This window comes from Rhizobium sp. NLR10b, assembly GCF_019685435.1.
Classification (GTDB): Bacteria; Pseudomonadota; Alphaproteobacteria; order Rhizobiales; family Rhizobiaceae; genus Rhizobium.
In genome coordinates, this window is the sequence record NZ_JABDWV010000007.1 from 103,787 (window position 1) to 124,374 (window position 20,588).

At 61.0% G+C, this 20,588-nt stretch carries 19 protein-coding genes and 1 tRNA gene; 14 read left to right on the forward strand and 6 right to left on the reverse strand.

The features are described 5' to 3' along the window. Positions 1-83 precede the first annotated feature (83 nt). From serS to HJB91_RS13215, 4 genes are all read left to right on the forward strand, one after another. A complete protein-coding gene (gene serS, locus HJB91_RS13200) occupies positions 84-1,367 on the forward strand; it encodes a serine--tRNA ligase (RefSeq protein WP_210628125.1) in 1,284 nt (427 codons plus the stop codon). A 4-nt stretch (positions 1,368-1,371) separates the two neighbouring features. Then, positions 1,372-2,145: a 5'/3'-nucleotidase SurE gene (gene surE, locus HJB91_RS13205; protein WP_210628124.1), complete on the forward strand. Its 774-nt coding sequence runs from the start codon at positions 1,372-1,374 to the stop codon at positions 2,143-2,145. Further along, the gene (locus tag HJB91_RS13210) at positions 2,142-2,795 is read left to right on the forward strand and encodes a protein-L-isoaspartate(D-aspartate) O-methyltransferase (RefSeq protein ID WP_210628123.1); all 654 of its coding nucleotides are present in this window, start codon (positions 2,142-2,144) and stop codon (positions 2,793-2,795) included. The genes surE and HJB91_RS13210 overlap by 4 nt, the downstream gene beginning before the upstream one ends. Positions 2,796-2,979: 184 nt before the next feature. Further along, positions 2,980-4,566 carry a peptidoglycan DD-metalloendopeptidase family protein gene (locus HJB91_RS13215; protein ID WP_210628122.1) on the forward strand — a complete coding sequence of 529 codons (1,587 nt, stop codon included), beginning with the start codon at positions 2,980-2,982 and terminating at the stop codon, positions 4,564-4,566. 91 nt (positions 4,567-4,657) lie between these two features. Here the strand turns inward: HJB91_RS13215 and HJB91_RS13220 are convergent, their stop codons facing one another. Beyond that, positions 4,658-5,530, reverse strand: coding sequence for an ATP-binding protein (locus tag HJB91_RS13220; protein WP_210628121.1), 873 nt, complete (start codon positions 5,528-5,530; stop codon positions 4,658-4,660). Between the two features lie 205 nt (positions 5,531-5,735). Between HJB91_RS13220 and yajC the strand changes: the two genes are divergently transcribed. From yajC to HJB91_RS13245, 5 genes are all read left to right on the forward strand, one after another. Beyond that, entirely contained in the window at positions 5,736-6,083 is a 348-nt protein-coding gene (gene yajC / locus HJB91_RS13225; protein ID WP_064696006.1) for a preprotein translocase subunit YajC, read from the forward strand. Between the two features lie 45 nt (positions 6,084-6,128). Next, positions 6,129-8,669, forward strand: a complete 2,541-nt coding sequence (secDF, locus tag HJB91_RS13230) for a protein translocase subunit SecDF (protein WP_221154937.1) — start codon at positions 6,129-6,131, stop codon at positions 8,667-8,669. Positions 8,670-8,673: 4 nt separating this feature from the next. Further along, positions 8,674-9,060 carry an Mth938-like domain-containing protein gene (locus tag HJB91_RS13235; protein ID WP_184452546.1) on the forward strand — a complete coding sequence of 129 codons (387 nt, stop codon included), beginning with the start codon at positions 8,674-8,676 and terminating at the stop codon, positions 9,058-9,060. Positions 9,061-9,062: 2 nt separating this feature from the next. Continuing rightward, the gene (locus tag HJB91_RS13240; RefSeq protein WP_210628118.1) at positions 9,063-9,920 is read left to right on the forward strand and encodes a phytoene/squalene synthase family protein; all 858 of its coding nucleotides are present in this window, start codon (positions 9,063-9,065) and stop codon (positions 9,918-9,920) included. A gap of 71 nt (positions 9,921-9,991) precedes the next feature. Next, positions 9,992-10,459 (forward strand): hypothetical protein, encoded by a 468-nt coding sequence (locus HJB91_RS13245; protein ID WP_210628117.1) that lies wholly within the window; start codon positions 9,992-9,994, stop codon positions 10,457-10,459. Between the two features lie 9 nt (positions 10,460-10,468). On the opposite strand, the gene trmFO is transcribed toward HJB91_RS13245, so the two are convergent. The 3 genes from trmFO to HJB91_RS13260 form a co-directional block, all read right to left on the reverse strand. Next, positions 10,469-11,902 (reverse strand): methylenetetrahydrofolate--tRNA-(uracil(54)-C(5))-methyltransferase (FADH(2)-oxidizing) TrmFO, encoded by a 1,434-nt coding sequence (gene trmFO / locus HJB91_RS13250; protein WP_210628116.1) that lies wholly within the window; start codon positions 11,900-11,902, stop codon positions 10,469-10,471. Positions 11,903-12,008: 106 nt separating this feature from the next. Then, positions 12,009-12,152 (reverse strand): DUF1127 domain-containing protein, encoded by a 144-nt coding sequence (locus HJB91_RS31245; protein ID WP_004678841.1) that lies wholly within the window; start codon positions 12,150-12,152, stop codon positions 12,009-12,011. Between the two features lie 300 nt (positions 12,153-12,452). Then, on the reverse strand, positions 12,453-12,599 hold the full coding sequence (locus HJB91_RS13260) for a DUF1127 domain-containing protein (RefSeq protein ID WP_004678838.1): 147 nt from the start codon (positions 12,597-12,599) through the stop codon (positions 12,453-12,455). A gap of 884 nt (positions 12,600-13,483) precedes the next feature. Here HJB91_RS13260 and HJB91_RS13265 point away from each other — a divergent pair. The 5 genes from HJB91_RS13265 (at position 13,484) to HJB91_RS13285 (ending at position 17,701) form a co-directional block, all read left to right on the forward strand. Further along, on the forward strand, positions 13,484-14,578 hold the full coding sequence (locus HJB91_RS13265; RefSeq protein ID WP_221146544.1) for a DUF2157 domain-containing protein: 1,095 nt from the start codon (positions 13,484-13,486) through the stop codon (positions 14,576-14,578). After that, entirely contained in the window at positions 14,575-15,165 is a 591-nt protein-coding gene (locus tag HJB91_RS13270; RefSeq protein WP_210628114.1) for a GDYXXLXY domain-containing protein, read from the forward strand. The genes HJB91_RS13265 and HJB91_RS13270 overlap by 4 nt, the downstream gene beginning before the upstream one ends. A 153-nt stretch (positions 15,166-15,318) precedes the next feature. After that, positions 15,319-15,403 (forward strand) — tRNA-Leu (locus HJB91_RS13275). A gap of 183 nt (positions 15,404-15,586) precedes the next feature. Further along, positions 15,587-17,071 (forward strand): trigger factor, encoded by a 1,485-nt coding sequence (gene tig / locus HJB91_RS13280; protein WP_221146545.1) that lies wholly within the window; start codon positions 15,587-15,589, stop codon positions 17,069-17,071. A 207-nt stretch (positions 17,072-17,278) separates the two neighbouring features. Next, on the forward strand, positions 17,279-17,701 hold the full coding sequence (locus HJB91_RS13285; RefSeq protein ID WP_210628112.1) for a nuclear transport factor 2 family protein: 423 nt from the start codon (positions 17,279-17,281) through the stop codon (positions 17,699-17,701). Positions 17,702-17,830: 129 nt separating this feature from the next. Here HJB91_RS13285 and HJB91_RS13290 read toward each other — a convergent pair whose 3' ends face one another. After that, positions 17,831-19,600, reverse strand: a complete 1,770-nt coding sequence (locus HJB91_RS13290) for a radical SAM protein (RefSeq protein ID WP_210628111.1) — start codon at positions 19,598-19,600, stop codon at positions 17,831-17,833. Between the two features lie 158 nt (positions 19,601-19,758). Further along, the gene (locus HJB91_RS13295) at positions 19,759-20,562 is read right to left on the reverse strand and encodes an endonuclease/exonuclease/phosphatase family protein (protein WP_210628110.1); all 804 of its coding nucleotides are present in this window, start codon (positions 20,560-20,562) and stop codon (positions 19,759-19,761) included. Positions 20,563-20,588 lie beyond the last annotated feature (26 nt).

Consider the following 20,588-nt stretch of genomic DNA (forward strand, 5'->3'; position numbering starts at 1 on the left):
ATCCTTTTATGACGCCGTCTCATCCGGTCGAGGCCCGGTCAGGCTTTGGCCGGTCATTTCTGTTGCAACGACCTGGAACGACGATGCTCGATATCAAATGGATCCGTGAGAATCCCGAAGCGCTCGATGCCGCTCTTGCCAAGCGCGGCGCGGAGCCTCTGGCCCAAAGTCTCGTGGCCCTCGATGAAAAGCGCCGCTCCGCCGTGCAAAAGACGCAGGATCTGCTGTCCCGCCGCAACGCCGCATCCAAGGAGATCGGCGCAGCGATGGCCCAGAAGAACGGCGAGCTTGCCGAGAAGCTGAAGGCCGAGGTCGCCGAACTGAAGAACTTGCTGCCGGCGATCGAGGAAGAGGACCGTCAGCTGACGGCCGAACTCAACGACGCTCTCTCGCGCATCCCGAACGTGCCCTTCGACGACGTTCCTGTCGGCAAGGACGAGCACGACAATGTCGTCAGCCGCATCGTTGGCGAAAAGCCGCGTTGGAACCACACGCCGAAGGAGCATTTCGAAATCGGCGAGGCGCTCGGCTATATGGATTTCGACCGTGCTGCCAAGCTCTCCGGTTCGCGCTTCACGGTTCTGACCGGGCCGCTCGCGAGACTTGAACGGGCGCTCGGCCAGTTCATGATCGACCTTCACACCAGCGAGCACGGCTATACCGAAGTCAGCTCGCCGCTGATGGTGCGCGCCGAAGCGGTGTTCGGCACCGGCAGCCTGCCGAAGTTCGAAGAGGATCTGTTCAAGACGACGGACGGTCGCTACCTCATTCCGACGGCTGAGGTGACGCTGACCAATCTGGTGCGCGAGGAAATCCTCGACCAGGAAAAGCTGCCGCTGCGCTTCACCGCCTTGACCCCGTCCTTCCGCTCGGAAGCGGGCTCGGCCGGCCGCGACACGCGCGGCATGCTGCGCCAGCACCAGTTCTGGAAATGCGAGCTCGTTTCGATCACCGATGCCGAGAGCTCCATTGCCGAGCATGAAAGGATGACCGCCTGTGCGGAGGAGGTGCTGAAGCGCCTCGGTCTGCATTTCCGCACGGTGACGCTTTGCACCGGCGACATGGGCTTCGGCTCGCGCAAGACCTACGATCTCGAAGTCTGGCTGCCGGGGCAGAACACTTTCCGCGAGATCTCCTCCTGCTCGGTCTGCGGCGATTTCCAGGCCCGGCGCATGAACGCGCGCTACCGCGGCAAGGACGAGAAGAGCAACAAGTTCGTTCACACGCTGAACGGATCCGGCACTGCCGTCGGCCGCTGCCTGATCGCCGTCCTTGAAAATTATCTGAACGAAGACGGCTCCGTCACGATTCCGGGCGTTTTGCTGCCCTATATGGGCGGAATGACCAAGATCGAACGGGCGGCCTGAGGCGATGCGCATCCTGCTCACGAATGACGATGGCATCCATGCCGAAGGCCTTGCTGCGCTGGAGCGGATCGCCCGCACACTGTCCGACGACGTCTGGATCGTGGCGCCCGAGACCGACCAGAGCGGCCTGGCCCATTCGCTGAGCCTTTCCGAGCCGTTGCGGCTGCGCAAGATTTCCGACAAGCATTTCGCCTTGCGCGGCACGCCGACGGATTGCGTCATCATGGGCATCCGGCAGGTGATGGACATCAAGCCTGATCTCGTTCTCTCCGGCGTCAATTCGGGTTCGAACGTAGCAGACGACGTGACCTATTCCGGCACGATCGCGGGCGCCATCGAAGGCACGATGCAGGGCGTGCGCTCCTTTGCGCTGAGCCAAGCTTACCTTTACGAGAACGGCGCGCGCATCGTGCCTTGGGAGGTCTGCGAAGCGCATGCGCCGGCTCTTCTGGAAAAGCTGATGGTGCTCGACCTGCCGGAGGGCACGTTCCTCAATCTCAACTTCCCGAACTGCCGTCCCGACGAGGTCGATGGCGCCGAGGTCACCATGCAGGGCAAGCTTGCCTTCAACCTGCAGGTCGAGGCTCGCTCCGATGGCCGGGGTTTTCCCTATTACTGGCTGAAGTTCGGCGAACGTGCCGGTGCCTTCATCGAAGGTACCGATATTCACGCCTTGAAGCATAATAAGATTTCGGTAACGCCTTTGAAACTGGATCTGACCGATTATTCCGTGACGGACCGCGTGGCGCGGGCCCTGGGATACGGAGCACAAGTTTGACGGCAAGACTGGCGGAGAAGGAGGGCTTCGCGGCGCTTGTCCTCAGACTGCGCGCCGAAGGCATATCCGATCTCGATCTGCTGACGGCGGTCGAGCAGACGCAGCGCTCGCTATTCGTGCCGCCGCAATTTTCCGACGACGCCTATTCGAGCCGGACGATACCGATCGAATGTGGCTCCTTCCTTGAAGGCATCGATTTTGTCGTCCGCATCCTGCATCACCTGAAGCTCAAACCGGGGCAGCGCGTCCTGGAAGTCGGCACCGGCAGCGGCTTCACCGCCGCTGTCATGGGCCGTCTGGCCGAGCGTGTTCTGTCGATCGACCGCTACAAGACGCTGACGACGGCCGCACAGCGGCGCATGGAATCGCTTGGTTTGCGCAACGTCGTCATCCGCCACGCCGACGGCAGCGCCGGCATGCAGGGAGAGGGCACTTTCGACCGTATCCTGGTCACCGCCGCATTCAATGCCATGCCGCGCTTTTATACCGACCAACTCGTTTCCGGTGGTTCGATGATTGCGCCGCTGATGATTTCGGAGAATGAGTGTCGCATGGTGCGGCTGACGAAAACCGGCAGCCGTTTCGAACGCGAGGAACTGTTCGAAGCGCCCTATCTGCCGATCGTTCCGCGTCTTGCCTCGCTGCTGTAGAGGCGGCGTCCGAAAGCCCGCGCAGTTTTCGGCATCACCTTCCAGACACTGCGATTTTTCACCCGTAAGCTATGGTTATCAACTTCTCAAAAATATCGCACTGATTCCAGCGTCTTAACCACGTGGTAATACTAACGCGTTTTAATAGACTCACAAATGGTTGCGTTCTCAGTGGGTCGAGTCAATGCGTTTCAGTCTTTCGCCGAAGTTCGGTAAGTCGGCCGGTAATCTCCTGGTTGTGGGCCTGCTGGCGAGTACCGCAACGGGCTGCAGTTCCGATGTGACACGGTTCGGCGGCCTGTTTTCCTCCTCAGGGCAGGATCAGATCACCACCAGTTCCATTCCGCGCGGCGGTCAGCAAGGTGATCCGGTGCCGCGCGCCGATCTCGGCGGTTCCGCCGTCGCCACCCAGTCGGGTTACGGTGGCAACAATACGCTGAATCAGCCCTATCCGGCGCGCCAGGGTTACGAGCCGGTGCGCACGTCGAGCGCACGCATGGCTTCCTCGCCGGTGTCGATACAGCGTTCCGAACTCGCTGCTCCGACGGCTGTCGCGCCCTCTCGCCAGCGGGAAAGGGAAGTTGCGCTTGCCCAGCCTTTCCCGGCTTCAACGCAGCCTGAAAAACCGCGGCTCGTAGCGCCGGCTGCCCCGAAGCCGACGCCCGATTCTTTGACGACGGGCACGACGCCGAAGGTTTCCGGCTGGTCCGCGACCAACGCGCCTTCTGTCACGCTGCGTCCGGGTGAGAGCATTGCGACGTTATCGCGGCGCTTTGGCGTTCCGGAAAAGGAAATCCTGCGCGTCAACAATCTGAAAATGGCCTCGGCCGCCAAGCCTGGCCAGGCAATTCTGATCCCGACTTTCAACGGCGGCAATGCCGCCAAGGCGGCCTCGCAAGCGACCGATCTTTCCAAGCCCGGCAATATGCCCGACCCGGCCAAGGCGCCGGAACAGAAGGTCGCTGTCGTCCCCGGCGCCAATTCCGCGCGGGACAAGGCCGTGGCGAGCGCCGATCCCACCGGCAAGGTTCCGGTTGGCGCCGGCAAGGACCCGAAGACGCCGGCCGGCAGCTATGTCGTGAAGCAGGGCGATTCTCTGGCGAAGATCGCGAAGGCCACCGGCACCAACATCGACGATCTCAAGGCCGCCAACAATCTTTCGGCGAATTCGCTGCGCGTCGGACAGGCCCTGAAGCTCCCGAACGGCGGTGCCGACACTGTCAAGACCGCCTCGATCCCGGCTGAGAAGGTCGATTCGAAGCCGGCTGATCCGGCGCCCGCTCAACAGACCGCGTCCGTTCAGCCTGCGCCCTACAAGGCGCCGGTCGCCACGCAGACCGTTGACGATGTCGAGAAGAAGTCCGACGTCAGCTCCGACGCGCCGGAATCGACCGGCATCGGCAAGTATCGCTGGCCGGTCCGCGGCCAGGTGATTGCCGCCTATGGCGCCAACGTCAACGGCAACCGCAATGACGGCATCGATATCTCGGTGCCGCAGGGCACGCCGATCAAGGCCGCGGAAAACGGCGTCGTCATTTACGCAGGCAACGGCCTGAAGGAGCTCGGCAACACGGTTCTCGTCCGTCACGACGACGGCACCGTCACCGTCTACGGCAACGCCGACACGCTGAGTGTCACTCGCGGTCAGAAGATTCAGCGCGGTCAGACCGTCGCCGTCTCCGGCATGAGCGGCGATGTCAAGCAGCCGCAGGTCCATTTCGAGGTGCGCAAGGACGCCTCACCGGTCAACCCGATGACTTTCCTGGAATAGGTATAGCGTACCAGGAGCGCAAAAGCCCGGCCACCAGCCGGGCTTTTGTCATTTTAAGATCTCGTCGCGTCGATTCCGTTTCGAGAGGCGCCTACGTCCGGTCGATATGAACGCGTGTGCGTCCGGCCAGATCCTGGATATATTGCCAAGCGACGCGGCCGGAGCGCGCGCCGCGCGTCGTTGCCCATTCCAGCGCCTCGGCATGCATTTTGTCACGGTCGAGTCCGAGCTTGAAGTGATCGGCATAGCCGTCGATCATGCCGAGATAGTCTTCCTGGCTGCATTTGTGAAAGCCGAGCCAAAGACCGAAGCGGTCGGACAGCGAGACCTTTTCCTCGACAGCCTCCGATGGATTGATCGCCGTCGACTGCTCGTTTTCCATCATGTGACGCGGCAGAAGATGGCGCCGATTTGACGTGGCGTAGAAGAGCACATTGTCGGGTCGCCCTTCGACGCCGCCATCGAGTGCCGCCTTCAGCGACTTGTAGGCGGTGTCGTCGTGATCGAAGGAAAGGTCGTCGCAGAAGACGATCACACGGTACGGCGTGTCTTTCAGGAGGTCGAGCAGGTTGGGCAGGCTGGCAATATCCTCCCGATGCACTTCAACCAGCTTCAGCGGCGCGCCGCTTTCCCGCCGGACATCCTCATGCACGGCCTTAACAAGCGAGGATTTGCCCATGCCGCGCGCGCCCCAGAGGAGCACGTTGTTGGCGGCATAACCCTCGGCAAACCGCACCGTATTCTCATGCAGGATATCGCGCACATGGTCGACGCCGCGGATGAGCTTCAGCGCCACCCGGTTCGGCTTCTTCACCGGCTGCAGATACTGACGCAACGGTGCCCAGACGAAACAGTCGGCCGCATTCCAATCGTTGGCGGCAGGTGCCGGCCCGGCCAGACGCTGCACGGCGTCAGCGAGCCTTTTTAGTTCGGCAAGCAGGGCGGTGTTGATTTCCTCGGTCATCATGGGCCTCCTGATTTCTCGCTGCGCCAAGCCGCTTTGATCTTTCGATGCCGCCTACCATGGCGTTTTGCCGGCGGAAAGGTTATGAGGCAGCGAAATCGGTACTGTTCCCGGCTGTTTCTGTTGCATTCATCCAAGCGGCAACTATAGTCCGGCAACCTGAAAAGCAGGCGGAGTTCCGCCACAGAAGCCTGAGGAGTTTAGCATGTTCATCACCCCGGCATTCGCCCAGACTGCGACCGATACCGCAACAGGATTCGGCGGTTCCGGTTTCGAAATGATCATCCTGTTCGTGCCGCTGATGGTCGTCTGGTATTTCCTGCTGATCCGGCCGCAGCGCGCGCAGGCCAAGAAGCGTGAGGAAACTCTCAAGGCGATCCGCCGTGGCGATCAGATCGTGACCGGCGGCGGTCTTGTCGGCAAGGTGACGAAGGTCGTCGATGATAAGGAAGTCGAGGTCGAGATTGCCGAAGGTGTTCGCGTGCGCATCGTCCGCAGCGGCATTTCGGACGTTCGCGTCAAGGGTGAGCCCGTCAAGGCCGACGCGGCGTAACAAGCGATAACGGCGGAACCGCCGGATCGGAAGATCGTCGAGAGAATGTTGCATTTTTCCCGCTTGAAAACACTTCTGATTTGGCTGGTTGCGTTTGCGGCCGTCGTCGTTGCTGCGCCCAATCTCCTGAGCGAGGCGCAGCGCTCGTCTCTGCCGACATGGTGGCAAAACGACCGCGTGACACTCGGTCTCGACCTGCAGGGCGGTTCCCATATCGTTCTGAAGGTCGAGCGTTCCGATATCGTCAAAGACCGCTTGGAAGAGACCGTCGCGAATGTGCGCAAGGCGCTGCGAGGTGCCGGCATCCGCTATACCGGCCTGACCGGCAACGGCCAGACAGTCACTGTCCGGATTACCGATCCGGCTGAGGCGAAAAAGGCAGTCGATCTCCTGAAGCCTCTGACGAACGGTGACGAACATTCAGGGCCTGGCCTTGCGCTTCGACAGGGCGAGGAAGGGCAGCTCTCACTGCAGATATCCGATGCCGGCATCACCGCCGACATCGCCTCGGCCCGCAGCCGGTCGCTCGACATCGTTGGCCGCCGCATCGCCGGCTTCGGCTATGAAGACTTTCAGGTTCGCCCCGATGGCGACGACCGGATCGTCGTGCAGGTGCTGGGATCCGTCGATGCGGAGCGGCTGAAGAATATTCTGAACCAGCCGGCAAAGCTTTCCTTTCATCTGCTCGACGAAAGCATGTCGGGACAGGAGGCGCTGAACGGCCGCTGGCCGGCCAGCTCGGAGGTGCTCTATTCGCTCGACGATCCGCCTGTTCCGTATCTCGTCGACCGCACGGCATTCGTCACCGGCAGCAACATGATCGATATCGAGCCTGTCGTCGATCCGCAGACGCAGGATACCTCGATTGACTATCGCCTCGATGCGGAGGGTACTCAGCGGCTGGCGCAGGCGACAGCGCAAAATATCGGCAGGCACCTTGCCATCGTCTTTGACGATCAGGTGATGTCTGCGCCGGTCATCGATGCGGCGATCATCGGCGGCGAGGGCCGGATTTCGGCGAATTTCTCCGAGGATGGCGTTCGCGACCTTGCGGTGATGCTGCGCGCCGGCGCCATGCCGGCGACGCTGACGAGCGTCGAGGAGCGCAGCGTCAGCCCGAGCTTCGGCGCCGACTCCATCTTCTCCGGCCTGGTTGCCGGTCTCGTCGCCGTCGTGCTGGTCGCAGCGCTGATGATCGCGCTCTACCGTATTCTCGGCGCCATCGCCGTCGTCTCGCTCTTCGTCAATCTGATCTTCATCGTCGCTGCGCTCAGCCTTGCCGGCGCCACGCTGACTTTGCCCGGTATTGCCGGCATCGTGCTTATCGTCGGCATGGCGGTCGATTCCAACGTGCTGATCTATGAGCGCATCCGCGAAGAGGAAAGAGCCAGTTCCTCCTTTGCGCAGGCCGTCGGCCGCGGCTTCTCGCGCGCCTTCGCAACGATCGTCGACGCGAATGTCACGATCTTCATCGCCGCCATCATTCTCCTGTTTCTCGGCAGCGAGTCCATTCGCGGGTTCGCGGTGACGCTGGCGGTCGGCATTCTGACGACTGTCATCACGGCTTTCACGCTGACGCACTCGATCGTCGACGCCTGGCTGAAAGCGCGCCATCCCAGGCATCTGCCGAAGAGCGTTCTCGCGCATCTTTTCGAGCACGCCAATGTGCGTTTCATGGGAATCCGCCGTTATGTCTTCACGGCGTCGGCAGTGATCTCGCTGACCGCGATGGCGGCCTTTGCCACCGTTGGCCTGCAGCTCGGCATCGATTTCACCGGCGGCTCGCTCATCGAGGTGACGGCGAAACAGGGCAATGCCGACATCGCTGATCTCAAATCACGCCTCGACGATTTCAATCTTGGCGAGGTCAGCGTCGAGCGTACGGGCGGCCTTTCGAATGCGCGGATCCGCATCGCGTCCCAGGGCGGCGGCGAGAATGCCGAGCAATCGGCGGCGACGCTGGTGCGCGGCGAACTCGAGGCCGATTACGATTTCCGCCGCGTCGAGGTCGTCGGGCCCGCCATCTCGGGCGAATTGACGATGATGGCTACGCTCGGTGTCGCAGCCGCACTCGCGGCGATCCTGATCTATATCTGGATCCGTTTCGAATGGCAGTCCGCCGTCGGCGCCATCATTGCCACACTGCACGACGTCATCATCATGCTCGGTCTCTTCGTGCTGACCGGCATCGAGTTCAACCTGACGAGCATCGCCGCCGTGCTGACCATCGTCGGTTATTCCCTGAACGACACGGTCGTCGTCTATGACCGCATGCGCGAGAATCTTGAACGATACAGGAAGATGCCGCTGCCGATCCTGATCGATGCCTCGATCAACCAGACATTGTCGCGCACCGTCCTGACGGCGGCGACGACATTGCTCGCCTTGCTGGCGCTCTATCTGTTCGGCGGCGACGTCATCCGCTCCTTCTCCTTTACGATGCTCTTCGGAGTAGCTCTCGGCACTTTCTCTTCGATCTATATCGCTGCTCCCGTGTTGATCGTCTTCCGGCTGCGGCCGGAGGCTTCCGACGGAGAAGAGAGCAACAAGACAGATGCTGGTCGAAAATCCGGCACGGTGGTTTGAAAACATGGCAAAAGGCATAGAAATCCGCGCGGCGCATTTTCCCGGCCGGGCTCCGATCGACACCTACGGCAATGGCGGTTTCCGTTTTGCCGACATGTCGCATCGCGGCTCGATCCTTTGCCTGCCCTCCGGCATTTACGGCTGGGACATGGACATGTCGAAGCCGCTGTCGCCTGAAAATTTCCGCCGTGTGCTTGATGAGGCTGATGATATCGAGGTTCTGCTCGTCGGCACCGGAACCGAGCTTCGCCGTCTGCCCGACGAATTGAAACAGGCGCTGAAGGCGCGGGGCATTTCTTCCGATCCGATGAGCACGGGTGCCGCGGTACGCACCTTCAACATCATGCTGTCGGAGCAGCGCGCCGTCGCGGCGGCGTTGATTGCGGTCTGACGATGGCTGATGCGAAGATAGCGACCAACCAGGACGTCTGCCTGGCGATGCTGCGCGACAATGATCGCGACCGATATCTCGCCTGTCTTCTGTCGCCGGAGGAGAAACGCGGCGCGCTAGCGGCCCTTTACGCGTTCAATGCGGAGCTTGCCCGCATCCGCGACCTTGTGCACGAGCCGCTGCCTGGCGAAGTGCGCATGCAATACTGGCGTGACCTGCTAGAAGGCAGCGCGCATGGCTCGACGGCCGCCAATCCCGTCGCCGCCGCACTTCTGACCGCGATCGAAACCCATCGCCTGCCGCGCAGGACGCTGCTCAATATGATCGACGCCCGCACCTTCGACCTCTACGACGATCCAATGGAGACGCGGGTCTCGCTCGAAGGTTATGCCGGAGAAACGGCCTCCGCGCTGATCCAGCTGGCAAGCCTCGTGCTTTCGCCGGAGGCCGCCCCGCGCTCGGCGGATGCCGCCGGCTATGCCGGCGTCGCACAGGCGATTGCCGGGCTGTTGCTGCTGATGCCGCTGCATCGCCGCCGCGGCCAGATCTATATTCCGCTGCAGATCCTTGCGGCCACCGGCCTCGATCGCGACGCCTTCCTCGCCGGCGAAGACCGGCCGCGCATCTCGGCCGCCATCGAGGCCTTCGCCGGCCTCGGCCTTGAGCATCTGGCAAAGGCGAGAGGGGCAGGGGCGATTGCACCAGCCGTGTTCCCGGCCTTCCTGCCCGCAACGCTGGCCGAACCGGTGCTGCTCAAGGCGCAGAGGCGGGGTGTTCTCCTGTTCGACCGGCCGCTGCAATCGCCGCAATGGCGCCGCCAGCTCAGAATGGCGCTGGCAGCGGGCCGCCGAAAAATCTGATATCGGTCAAATTCGCGCAAGTCTCGCGCACTACAAGGTCCTTACCACTATGCTTTGAACGGAGATTCGGCGTGGGCATTATCGTCTGGTGCGTCCTTTTCGCCATCGTCATCTTCTTTGCTTTCGTGGCCACACGCATGGCCGCGCAAAACAAGGAGGACAGTCTGCACGACACCGGTCTGGCCATCATCGAGTTCGGCCGCGCCTTTCCCAACGAGGCGATCCGCCAGCTGCAGGCGACGGAAAACGGTCAGGCGATCTTCGTGCGCCTGCACGACAACAAGGCCGGCCTCATGCGCAACATGGCACGCCATTTCTCTTGCCATCTGATCGAGCCCGGCCGCGTGCGTGCCGTAAGCACCGAGACGGGCAGGGGGTTGGCGATCGAATTTCTCGATGCGCCCAGCCACAATGGCAGATTCGAGTTTGCTTCGCCGAAGGAGGCTTCCGAAGTTGCGCTCTGGCTGCTCGGCAATTACATCGCCGAGCCGGATAAGGATCTGCCATCCGACAGTATTTCCGCGGCCAACAAGCAGTAGAACAGCTGCTTAGGCACTTTCGGCAAAGGTCGGTGTCTGACCGAGCCAGGCGGCGCAGTCTGCAAGCGCGCGACGTGCAATCAACTGCCGTTTCATGATCGTTTTGTCCTTGCCGCGAAAGCGCTTGAGGCCCTCGGGCTTGACGATCGAGCCGGGCTCGAGCTCCGGAAACAGCCCGAAATTGATGTTCATCGGCTGGAACGATCGCTTGCCCGGCTCCTCGTCGGTCACAATGTGCCCGCCGGTGATATGACCGAGCAGCGAACCGAGCGCCGTCGTCGCCGGCGGCAGCGAGATCGCCTCGCCCTTGCGTTCGGCAGCGGCGAAACGCCCGGCCATCAGACCCACGCTGGCGCTTTCCACATATCCCTCGCAGCCGGTGATCTGGCCCGCAAAACGCAGGCCCGGCCGTGATTTCAGCGTCAGCGACGGGTCGAGCAGAGTGGGGGAATTGATGTAGGTGTTGCGGTGCAGGCCGCCGAGTCGGGCAAAATCCGCGTTTTGAAGACCGGGAATCATCCGGAAGATTTCCGCCTGCGCGCCATATTTCAATTTCGTCTGGAAACCGACCATGTTGTAGAGGGTGCCGAGCGCGTTGTCCTGACGTAGCTGCACGACCGCATAGGCCTTGACGCTGGGGTTATGCGCATTTGTCAGCCCCATCGGCTTCATCGGCCCGTGGCGCAGCGTCTCGCGGCCGCGTTCGGCCATGACCTCGATCGGCAGGCAGCCGTCGAAATAGGGGGTGCCTTCCCATTCCTTGAAGCCGACCGTGTCGCCTGCGATCAACGCGTCGACGAAGGCGTTGTATTGCGCTTCGTCCATCGGGCAGTTGATGTAATCCTTGCCGGTGCCGCCGGGGCCGACCTTGTCGTAGCGCGACTGATACCAGCAGATATCCATGTCGATGCTCTCTCGGTAGACGATCGGAGCGATGGCGTCGAAAAAGGCGAGCGAATCCTCACCGGTCTCCGCCTGGATGGCGCTGGCGAGCGACGGCGCTGTCAGCGGTCCGGTGGCGACGATGGCAAGATCCCAGTCGCTTGGCGGCAGGCCGGTGACCTCTTCGCGCACGATGGTGATGAGCGGGTGGTCGTGGATGGCGCGGGTCACGGCATCCGAAAAGCCGTCGCGATCGACGGCGAGCGCGCCGCCGGCCGGTACCTGATGGCGGTCGGCAGCGGCCATGATCAGCGAGCCCGCCATGCGCATTTCCGCATGGATGACGCCGACGGCATTGCTTGTCGCATCGTCGGAACGGAAGGAATTGGAGCAGACGAGTTCGGCGAGATCGTCGGTCTTGTGCGCATCCGTGCCGCGCACGCCGCGCATCTCATGCAGGATGACGGGAACGCCCACACTGGCGATCTGCCACGCGGCTTCCGAACCGGCAAGCCCGCCGCCGACGACGTGGATAGGGGAGTAGGAAGAGATCGTGTTCATTCCGGGCTGATATCATGTCGGCAGGTGCGATCCAACACCCCGGAATCAAAAACGGCGCCGATGATGGCGCCGTCTTGAAACATCGTGCCCGTTGCCAGAACCGCGATTAGCGGAAAGACCGGGATGCGATGTTGCGGATGTCGTAGCGGCTGACGCCGATATCGGACAGGGTCTGGTTCGACAGGCTGCCGAGTTCATTGAGTGTACGACGATAGCTGAGCCAGCTTTTTGCGATGCGGATCGGGTTCATTGTCTTCTTCCTCGAACAAACGTCCGCGGGACGGCGGGATCGCCTGTCTCTCTGCGGTTGATGTTTATATAGGCGATATCGGTCGCATTGTGCAGTGCAAATAAAAGGCGTCTGCCATGCAATTGTGCACGATGATGCTCTCAATTTGAGCGGTGAATAATTTTTAAGCGGGCGAAAGAGCTGGGAAGGTCGCAACCGGAGCGGCGGCGGATTGCGTGCAAATGAAAACGCCCGCTGCGGTGCAGCGGGCGTTTCAATCATTGGCGGATCTGCTCGGGAGGAAGCAGCGATCGACTTGAATTAGCGAGAAGAAGCCTCGCGGGCAACGCGGTGAATGTCCGAACGGTCGATGCCGAGGTCATGCAATTCGCGGTTGGTCATGCGGCCGAGTTCCGTGACCGTCTGACGATACTTGCGCCAGTTGTTGAAAGAGCGAGTGATGTTCATGTTGGGCCCCTTTCCGAGGGTTTGATCTGCCAGCAGCCACCGATCGGCGCTGAGCTCTATTTGATGGCTGGAATATATGTTGCGACGCGAAGAACGAAAACAGCCAAGTTTTCAAGTCACCCATGCGATCTGTGCAATGCTTTACACAATCTTACCGCAGTCTGGTCAACGAATAGGCAAAATAATCCCTGGAGAATTCTGCCTGTTCTCCCGCTCGCTCGGTCTTGCGATGAAGCAAAGCTGCCCCTCTCGCGATCGGCCCGACCGCGTTTTGCGCTGAGGCGCCAAGCTGTTCATTCATCCCAATGCCGGTGGCAAAGCAATGGGCTCGCGATGCGGTCCCATCAGTTCATGAGGCGGAGCTTCTAGTGCCAAGCTTTGCCGCCAGCTGTAATGCGAATGCCGATAAGTGGTTGAATTACAGGCTGTGTTGTCGTCAAAATAAAACGCCCGCCGGGGGAGGATCCGGCGGGCGCATTATATTGACTGGCAACTGGGAGGAGGAGTGTTGCCAGTCTATCGCAACGCGCTTGGGAGGAGGAGTGCGCGGCTGCAAATCTCGTCACGAACAAAACATCCGCGGGCTTCCGGGGAAACCGGGCCGGGGCGCCATCCCCGTGCTTGGTTGAATCGACAAATAGTATGACTAATTGATATTTTGCAGTGCAATAAATACATGAGGGGTATGCGAAAACCGCATACCTTTCCTTCATGCACTCATATTAGCAGTTCCGACGTTACCGGCCGGTTAATATCTGACCCAAATTAGACCAGTGAGGAATTTGCATGTTTGTCGCCGGGCGGGCGTTTGCGAAGCCGCCCGCTGCGGCTATAACGATGGAAGCCGTAGCGCCGGCGTGCGTCACGGAAATGAGGGATGAGGCATGTATCGCGGCAGATTGGAGCGGGATCTCTCGCTCTGGGTGGGCAAGGGTCTGATTGGAGAGGAAGCGGCGGCCAAGCTTCTCGCCGAATATGACAGCCGCCCGGCAAGCTTTAGCCTAGGCCGGGTGTTGATGGCGCTGGCGGCGGTGTTGCTTGCCGCCGCCGTCCTGCTGGTCGTCGCGTCCAACTGGGAGGCCATTCCGCGGCTCGTCCGCGTCGGCGCCATTCTCGCCCTGATTTGGGCTGTGCACATTGCAGCCGCCTCCATGTTTGCCCGGGGTGCGACAGCAGCAGCAAGCGGGCTGCTGGTCATCGGCGCGATGAGCTTCGGTGGCGCGATTTCGCTGGTCGGGCAGATGTATCATCTCTCCGGCGACGAGCAGACGGTGATGTATCTCTGGTTCGCGATTGCGACGATCTCGGCGATCCTGTTCCGTTCGGGCGCGGTCGTCGTCGTCGCAGGCTTTCTCTCCTGGGCGTCCTTTGCCGTCTATCTCGAGAGCAACGACACGCATTGGATCGGATTTGATCCCTGGATGGCGCCGGTCATGGCGGTGATCACAGTCGCTCTGGTGCGTTACACCGGTGCCGAGCGCGCCCGTCATCTCGCTTATCTGCTGCTGATCGGCTGGCTCGCCTGGCTCTACGCTCTTTATGAGGAGATTGCGGTGGCGCTCGCCTTCGCGATCGGCGGAATGGCGGTGTTCGCGCTGACGGCGTTGCCGCACCCCCGCATCGCTTCGCTCGTCAGGAGTGCCGGCGCAGCGCCGGCCTTCTACAGCTTTCTCGTCGCCGTAGTCGGCTTGCTGCTGCTGCATATCGAGATTGAACAAGGCTGGCGGCTGGTGGTGCTCGGGGTGGCGACGCTCGCTGCCGCCGTGCTGGCTATTGCCCTGCACGGCAGGGATAATGGCGCGGTGCGTTATCTCGCCTACACGACCTTTGCCGCGGAGATGCTCTATCTCGCCTCCGTTACCGTCGGCTCGATCCTCGGCACGTCGAGCCTCTTCCTGTTCTCCGGTCTCGTAGTGGCGCTCGTCGCCTGGATCGTCATCCGTCTCGAACGGCGCTTTTCGCGGGAGGCGCGCGCATGAGCTCGTTGATGGCTAGGCTGCAGTCCGGCAAAGGATATCTTATTTCGGCGATCATCGTCGCCGGCTTGCAGACTTTAATCCTCGGCACGATCATTCAGAGCCGTGCGTCGATCCTCAGCAGCGGCGCTGAGGTCCTGCTGAAGACCGCCCCGGTCGATCCTCGCGATTTCCTGCGCGGTGATTATGTCGTCTTGAATTACGACATTTCCACCGTGCCGGTACAGACGATCTCCGGTGGCGTTCCCGCAGAACCCGGCGAACGCACGCTGTGGGTCCGGTTGAGGAAGCAGGCGGACGGTTTCTGGACGGTGAGCGAATCGTCTTTCCAGGCGCTGCCGCCGCAGCCGGAGACGGTGATCCTGCGCAGCAAGCCTTTCTACAGCGGCGGGCTGGCCGCGGGCGACAGCATGCGGGTCGAATACGGCATCGAGCGCTATTATGTTCCGGAAGGTCAGGGCAAACCGATCGAGGAGGCCCGCAACGATGGCAACGTCGCCATAGCGGTGAGGGTCTCGCCGGATGGAAGCGCGCAGATTCGCAGCCTGATCGTCGACGGCAAGGCGGTTTACGACGAACCGCTTTTCTGATCTCCGGCGCCTTCGGGGCAGCGCGGTTTTCGGGCCTTGAACAGCCCGTCATTGGACGTTCATTTTTCCTTTGCCTCGACCAAATCGGGTGATATAGAGACGCCGCGCTCCGGAAGGCCTCATGCGCAGGCATAGGCATGCGGTTCTGTGAACGCGGGTATGGTGAAATTGGTAGACACGCCAGATTTAGGTTCTGGTGCCGCAAGGCGTGGGAGTTCAAGTCTCTCTACCCGCACCAGGCTGTTTGCAGGGGGAGACTAAGAAGTTAGTTATCCCCGATACCCGGGAAGCGAGTGCCGTTCCCCCTTGGGTGGAATGATGCAGGAATTGGGAAAAGCCACGCGCGGCACGCTGCCGGCGTCGTGCTCATAGAAACGAACGGCGTCTGGGCACGGCCGCCACGACATGAAGGTAGGAAGACATGCAGGTTATCGAAACGCTCGCTGAAGGGCTGAAGCGCGAAATCAAGGTCGTTATCCCGGCCAAGGACATGGAAGACAAGATGAATGAGCGTCTTGCCGACGTAAAGGACAAGGTCCGCATCAACGGCTTCCGTCCGGGCAAGGTTCCCGCTGCTCACCTGAAGAAGGTTTACGGCAAGTCGATCATGGCCGACCTCGTCAACGAGATCGTCCGCGAACAGCCGGCCGCCATTCTGTCCAGCCGCGGCGAAAAGTCGGCCACCCAGCCGGAAATCGCCATGACTGAGGACAAGGACGAGGCCGACAAAATCCTTTCCGCCCAGCAGGATTTCGAATTCACGCTCTCCTATGAAGTGCTGCCGCCTATCGAGCTGAAGTCCGTCAAGGGCATCAAGGTTACGCGCGAAGTCATCGACATCTCGGATGAGGAAGTCAACGAACAGGTTCTGAAGGTCGCCGAAAGCGCCCGTTCCTACGAGAGCAAGACCGGCAAGGCTGCCAACGGCGACCGCATCACCATGGATTATGTCGGCAAGGTCGACGGTGAGGCCTTCGAAGGCGGCACCGATCAGGGCGCCGAACTGGTGATCGGCTCCGGCCGCTTCATCCCGGGCTTCGAAGACCAGCTCGTCGGCGTCAAGGCTGGCGAAGACAAGACCATCACCGTGACCTTCCCGGCCGACTATCCGGCCAAGAACCTTGCCGGCAAGGAAGCGACCTTCGACATCACGGTCAAGGACGTCGCAGCCCCCGGCGCCGTCGAAATCAACGACGAACTCGCCTCCAAGCTTGGCATCGAATCCGCCGATCGCCTGAAGGAAATCGTCCGTGGCCAGATCGAATCGCAGTACGGCTCGCTGACCCGCCAGAAGCTGAAGCGTCAGATCCTCGACCAGCTCGACGAGATGTACAAGTTCGAGACCCCGGCTTCGCTCGTCGATGCCGAGTACAACGGCATCTGGAGCCAGGTGAACAACGATCTCGCTCAGTCAGGCAAGACCTTCGAGGACGAAGACACGACCGAAGAGAAGGCGCGTGAGGAATACAAGACGCTCGCCGAGCGTCGCGTCCGCCTCGGCCTCGTTCTCTCCGAAATCGGCGAAAAGGCCGGCGTCGAAGTCACCGAAGACGAGATGCAGCGCGCGATCTACGATCAGCTGCGCCAGTATCCCGGCCAGGAAAAGCAGATCCTCGAATTCTTCCGCAGCCAGCCGGGTGCCGCCGCTTCGATCCGCGCGCCGATCTTCGAAGAGAAGGTCATCGATCACCTGCTGACCGAAATCGACGTCACCGACAAGAAGGTGACGAAGGAAGAACTGCTCGCCGAGGAGGAAGGCGAGACGAAGGCCGAGACCAAGAAGGCCGCGCCGAAGAAGAAGGCTGCCGCCAAGGCCGAAGCTGCCGACGGCGGTGAAGGCGAAGAAGCCGCACCGAAGAAGAAGGCTGCACCGAAGAAGAAGGCGGCTGACGAAAGCGCCGAATAATCGCTTTTCAGTTCTGAAACTTGTGAAGGCCCCGCCGTCGTGCGGGGCTTTTTCTTTTCGGGTCATCCGGACGGGGTACTCGACGCCCTCTCCGTCCTGGTGTTATCTTCGCTGGCAACAACAAATAGTTGAGCAAACTGCAAGCATGTCGCCCGGGATGACGACATGCATAAAAAACAAGAGCGTTGGGTAATGGAGGACCTGAAAATGACCGCAAAGAATGACATGAAGACGCTGGTAGAGGAAATCTATTCTGTGCGTGGTCGTGGCGACATCGAGGGTACGCTTGCGCTGTTCGGCGAGGGTTGTACCTTTCGCATGGTCGGCAATGCACGGCTGGCGCCTTTGACGACCGAATCGAGCGGGCATGACTTTCGCCAAACGATAACGCAGCTTATCGCGGCATGGGATCTATCCAAGGTCAGGACGACCGGCATCTATGTGGATGAGGATGAGCAGATGGTCTTTGCCCATCGTGAAGGCGAGGTCAGACACATCCCATCGGGCGTAACCTTCTCTACGGAATTCGTCGACAAGATCCATTTCCAGGATGGCAAACCGGTCAAGATCGTCGAATTCGTCGACACGCTACAAGTGGCCGAGACGAGCCGGATGATCCAAATCGCATAGAGCGTGGCGCGTCTCTGGAAGATCGCGACGCGCTTAGCCGAATCAAAGTCGGAGGCTCCAAGCTTCGCCTTGATGTCGCCTGTGCTCTCCGGCCGGCGGGGAGTCGGCCGCTATTGCAAGAATTTCCGCTTAATGCCCCGTCAGTTGCGCGACTTTCCTGACATGGCTGACGGCTGCGGCGCCGCCGGCGGTCTGGGTGAAGAGGTGGAGCGTTTCTTCTTCGTCGTCGGCGACGGGCGTCAGAGCCTGATCCATATAGGTCTTCGACTTGGCATCCCGTGAAATCAGGAAGGCCGAAATCGTCAGTCCGATAATCGTGCCCGCGAGCGAGGCATGTTTGCGGACGGTGTCCCAGGCAAAACGGGGCCAGAAGACCAGCGGATGTTCGCGCGGCAGTTCCGGGCGCCGCTCCGACGGCGTCTTCAAGCGCAAGAGGCCGCTCTGCAACGGATGCACGTTTTCCAGTGGCACCGTGGTTGCGAAGGAGACGAGTACCTTGACGAGCCTTGCGAGCGGAACCCCGGTCGCCACGGCGCGGCGCAGCAGCGTCTTCATGTGATCAGGTGAATAATAGAGCGACCAGGCCTCATGGTAGATCTCTTCCCATTCCTGCTTGCTCATCTTGGGATGGGCGGTGCAGACATGCTCGACATCGTAGATATTGAGGTCGCCATTCATTTCCACGCCCTTCTTCCAGAGAACCTGATGGTCCTCGGAGCCGGGCAGCGGCGTCAGGATGAAGAATTCGATGACGTCGAGCGGCAGCTCTTCCTGGATGATGGCGATGTCACGGCGGATCGAGTCCGGCGTGTCGGCGGGGAAGCCCAGGATGTAGCCGGCAAGCGTCATGATGCCCTGTGCTTTCCAGGCGAGCAGCATCTTGCGGTACTCGGTGATCTTGTTCTGGTTCTTCTTGGCGGCCGTCAGATTATCCGGATTGACGTTTTCGAGGCCGATGAAGACACGGGTGACGCCGGCGCGCTTGGATTTCTCGATGAAATTGGGGATCTTATGGCAGAGCGTATCCACCTGGATCATCAGGCCGAGCGGAATGCCGTCCCGCTCCTTGAGTTCGATCAGCCGGTCGAAAATCGCCTCCCAATCCCTGTTGCGGGCGAAATTGTCGTCGGTGATGAAGAACTTGTGAATGCCCTGCGCCCAGTTCATCCGCACCAGCTTCTCGACATCGTCGGCCGAGCGGAAACGCGATTTTCGCCCCTGCACGTTGATGATGGTGCAGAAGGAGCACTGGTAGGGACAGCCGCGTCCGGCATCGAAGCTGGTGCTGAGGCCGAGCGTGCGCTGGATATTGTCCTTCGGCAGGAAAGGAACGGGGGTGCCGCCGATGCCGGGAAGGTCGTTCATGAAATTATAAAGCGGCTTCAGCTCGCCGGCGGCAGCATCGCGCAGCACCATGTCCAGCCGCCCCTCGGCCTCGCCGGCGAACATCGAGATGCCCATATCGCGGCAGGCATCGAGCCCGACCGCTTTGCCGTCGAGCATCGACAGGCAACCGGACACATGGAAGCCGCCCATCGAGACCGGCAGGCCGGCATTGCGGAAGGGGCGGGCGATGTCGAGTGCGCGCGGATATTGGTTGGACTGGACGCCGACCAGCGCGACCATGCCGAAATTGCCGTGGCGCCTGAACTGGGCGAGCAGCCCGGGAAAATCGATCCGCGTATTGGTTTCATCGATTACGGTAATGTCGATCGCGGTATCGGGTCCGAGCACCTTGCGCTCGGCGCATTCGGCGGCGATGCCGTAGAGGGCCGCAAGCGAATTGGACGGGATCATCGCCCGCCACCAGCGGATGACGTAGCCATCGTCGTCATAATGCGACGGCTTAATCAGGATCAGCTGAAAACGTCGGCGCGCGGCTTCCGGGACATGGGACAAGAGTATCTATCTTTCTTAGAAGCTTTTGCGAGGAGACAAAATGGCATTGAAGGCAAATATCAGGCACGGCGTAAGGATACGAACCATCGGGCTTCAAACTCGGCCATACAAATCAGCACCGGCGCGATACTCCACGCGGGTTCTCAACCATCAATATACTACATGATGTCAAGCAGCAATGCGCGGTGGTCGGATACCTCCGGCGCCTCGACCACCTCGAATTTGGCGATATTCACCCCCGGTGTCACAAGCATGTAGTCGGCATATCGACCCTCTTTGAGATAGTAGGAGGTTCGCGTGTCTACAAGGCCGTTTCCGGTGACGAGATCGGAAAGCCCAAGTCCGGCGAGAATCGCAAAGGTTGTGCTGTCAGGCAAAACGTTAAAGTCGCCGCAGACGACGAGCCCCTCGTCGCCGGGCCAGACGCGCTCGATGAGCCGGACCAGCGCTGTAGCCTGCTCCTGACGCGCGGCCGTATCGCCCTTGCCGGCGGGATCGCGCAGGCCGTGCATGTGGACGATGGTGACGGTCGAAGCGTGCTCGTGGCTGAACAGACGGATGCAATGGGCGTTGCGCGGTCTGGGATGTTCACCCCAGCCATCGGCGGAAAAACCGCCATGCACGAAGTCCAGCGCCTGGGCGATGACGGAATGTGATTTGCGGACGAAGGTCGCCAGCCCGAATTCAGCGACAATGACGGCGTCGCCGTCGAAGAGCTCGCCTCTCGATGTCGGGCAGAAGAAGCCGTCGTGGCCGGGCAGGGCGGCGCCGATCTCATCGAAGAGGTTGGCGCGCTGCGGCAGTTCCAACCCCGCATCCCGGTATATCGACCATCCGTGGTCGGCATTCGGCGTCCGCAGCACCTCCTGCAGGCACAGCACATCAGGGTTGGCATGCCTGATATAGGCGATCAGGGCCCCGTGCAGTCGGCCGCCCCATGCATTCAGCGAAATGATGCGCAAGCTCTCGGCTCCATCTTAGCTGGCGG

Coding starts and splice junctions, on each gene's coding strand:
- HJB91_RS13265 (WP_221146544.1), top strand. CDS start 13,484: ATGTATCGCGGCAGATTGGAGCGGGATCTCTCGCTCTGGGTGGGCAAG.
- HJB91_RS31245 (WP_004678841.1), bottom strand. CDS start 12,152: ATGAACCCGATCCGCATCGCAAAAAGCTGGCTCAGCTATCGTCGTACA.
- serS (WP_210628125.1), top strand. CDS start 84: ATGCTCGATATCAAATGGATCCGTGAGAATCCCGAAGCGCTCGATGCC.
- tig (WP_221146545.1), top strand. CDS start 15,587: ATGCAGGTTATCGAAACGCTCGCTGAAGGGCTGAAGCGCGAAATCAAG.
- HJB91_RS13220 (WP_210628121.1), bottom strand. CDS start 5,530: ATGACCGAGGAAATCAACACCGCCCTGCTTGCCGAACTAAAAAGGCTC.
- surE (WP_210628124.1), top strand. CDS start 1,372: ATGCGCATCCTGCTCACGAATGACGATGGCATCCATGCCGAAGGCCTT.
- trmFO (WP_210628116.1), bottom strand. CDS start 11,902: ATGAACACGATCTCTTCCTACTCCCCTATCCACGTCGTCGGCGGCGGG.
- yajC (WP_064696006.1), top strand. CDS start 5,736: ATGTTCATCACCCCGGCATTCGCCCAGACTGCGACCGATACCGCAACA.
- HJB91_RS13260 (WP_004678838.1), bottom strand. CDS start 12,599: ATGAACATCACTCGCTCTTTCAACAACTGGCGCAAGTATCGTCAGACG.
- HJB91_RS13270 (WP_210628114.1), top strand. CDS start 14,575: ATGAGCTCGTTGATGGCTAGGCTGCAGTCCGGCAAAGGATATCTTATT.
- HJB91_RS13215 (WP_210628122.1), top strand. CDS start 2,980: ATGCGTTTCAGTCTTTCGCCGAAGTTCGGTAAGTCGGCCGGTAATCTC.
- HJB91_RS13240 (WP_210628118.1), top strand. CDS start 9,063: ATGGCTGATGCGAAGATAGCGACCAACCAGGACGTCTGCCTGGCGATG.
- HJB91_RS13285 (WP_210628112.1), top strand. CDS start 17,279: ATGACCGCAAAGAATGACATGAAGACGCTGGTAGAGGAAATCTATTCT.
- HJB91_RS13235 (WP_184452546.1), top strand. CDS start 8,674: ATGGCAAAAGGCATAGAAATCCGCGCGGCGCATTTTCCCGGCCGGGCT.
- secDF (WP_221154937.1), top strand. CDS start 6,129: ATGTTGCATTTTTCCCGCTTGAAAACACTTCTGATTTGGCTGGTTGCG.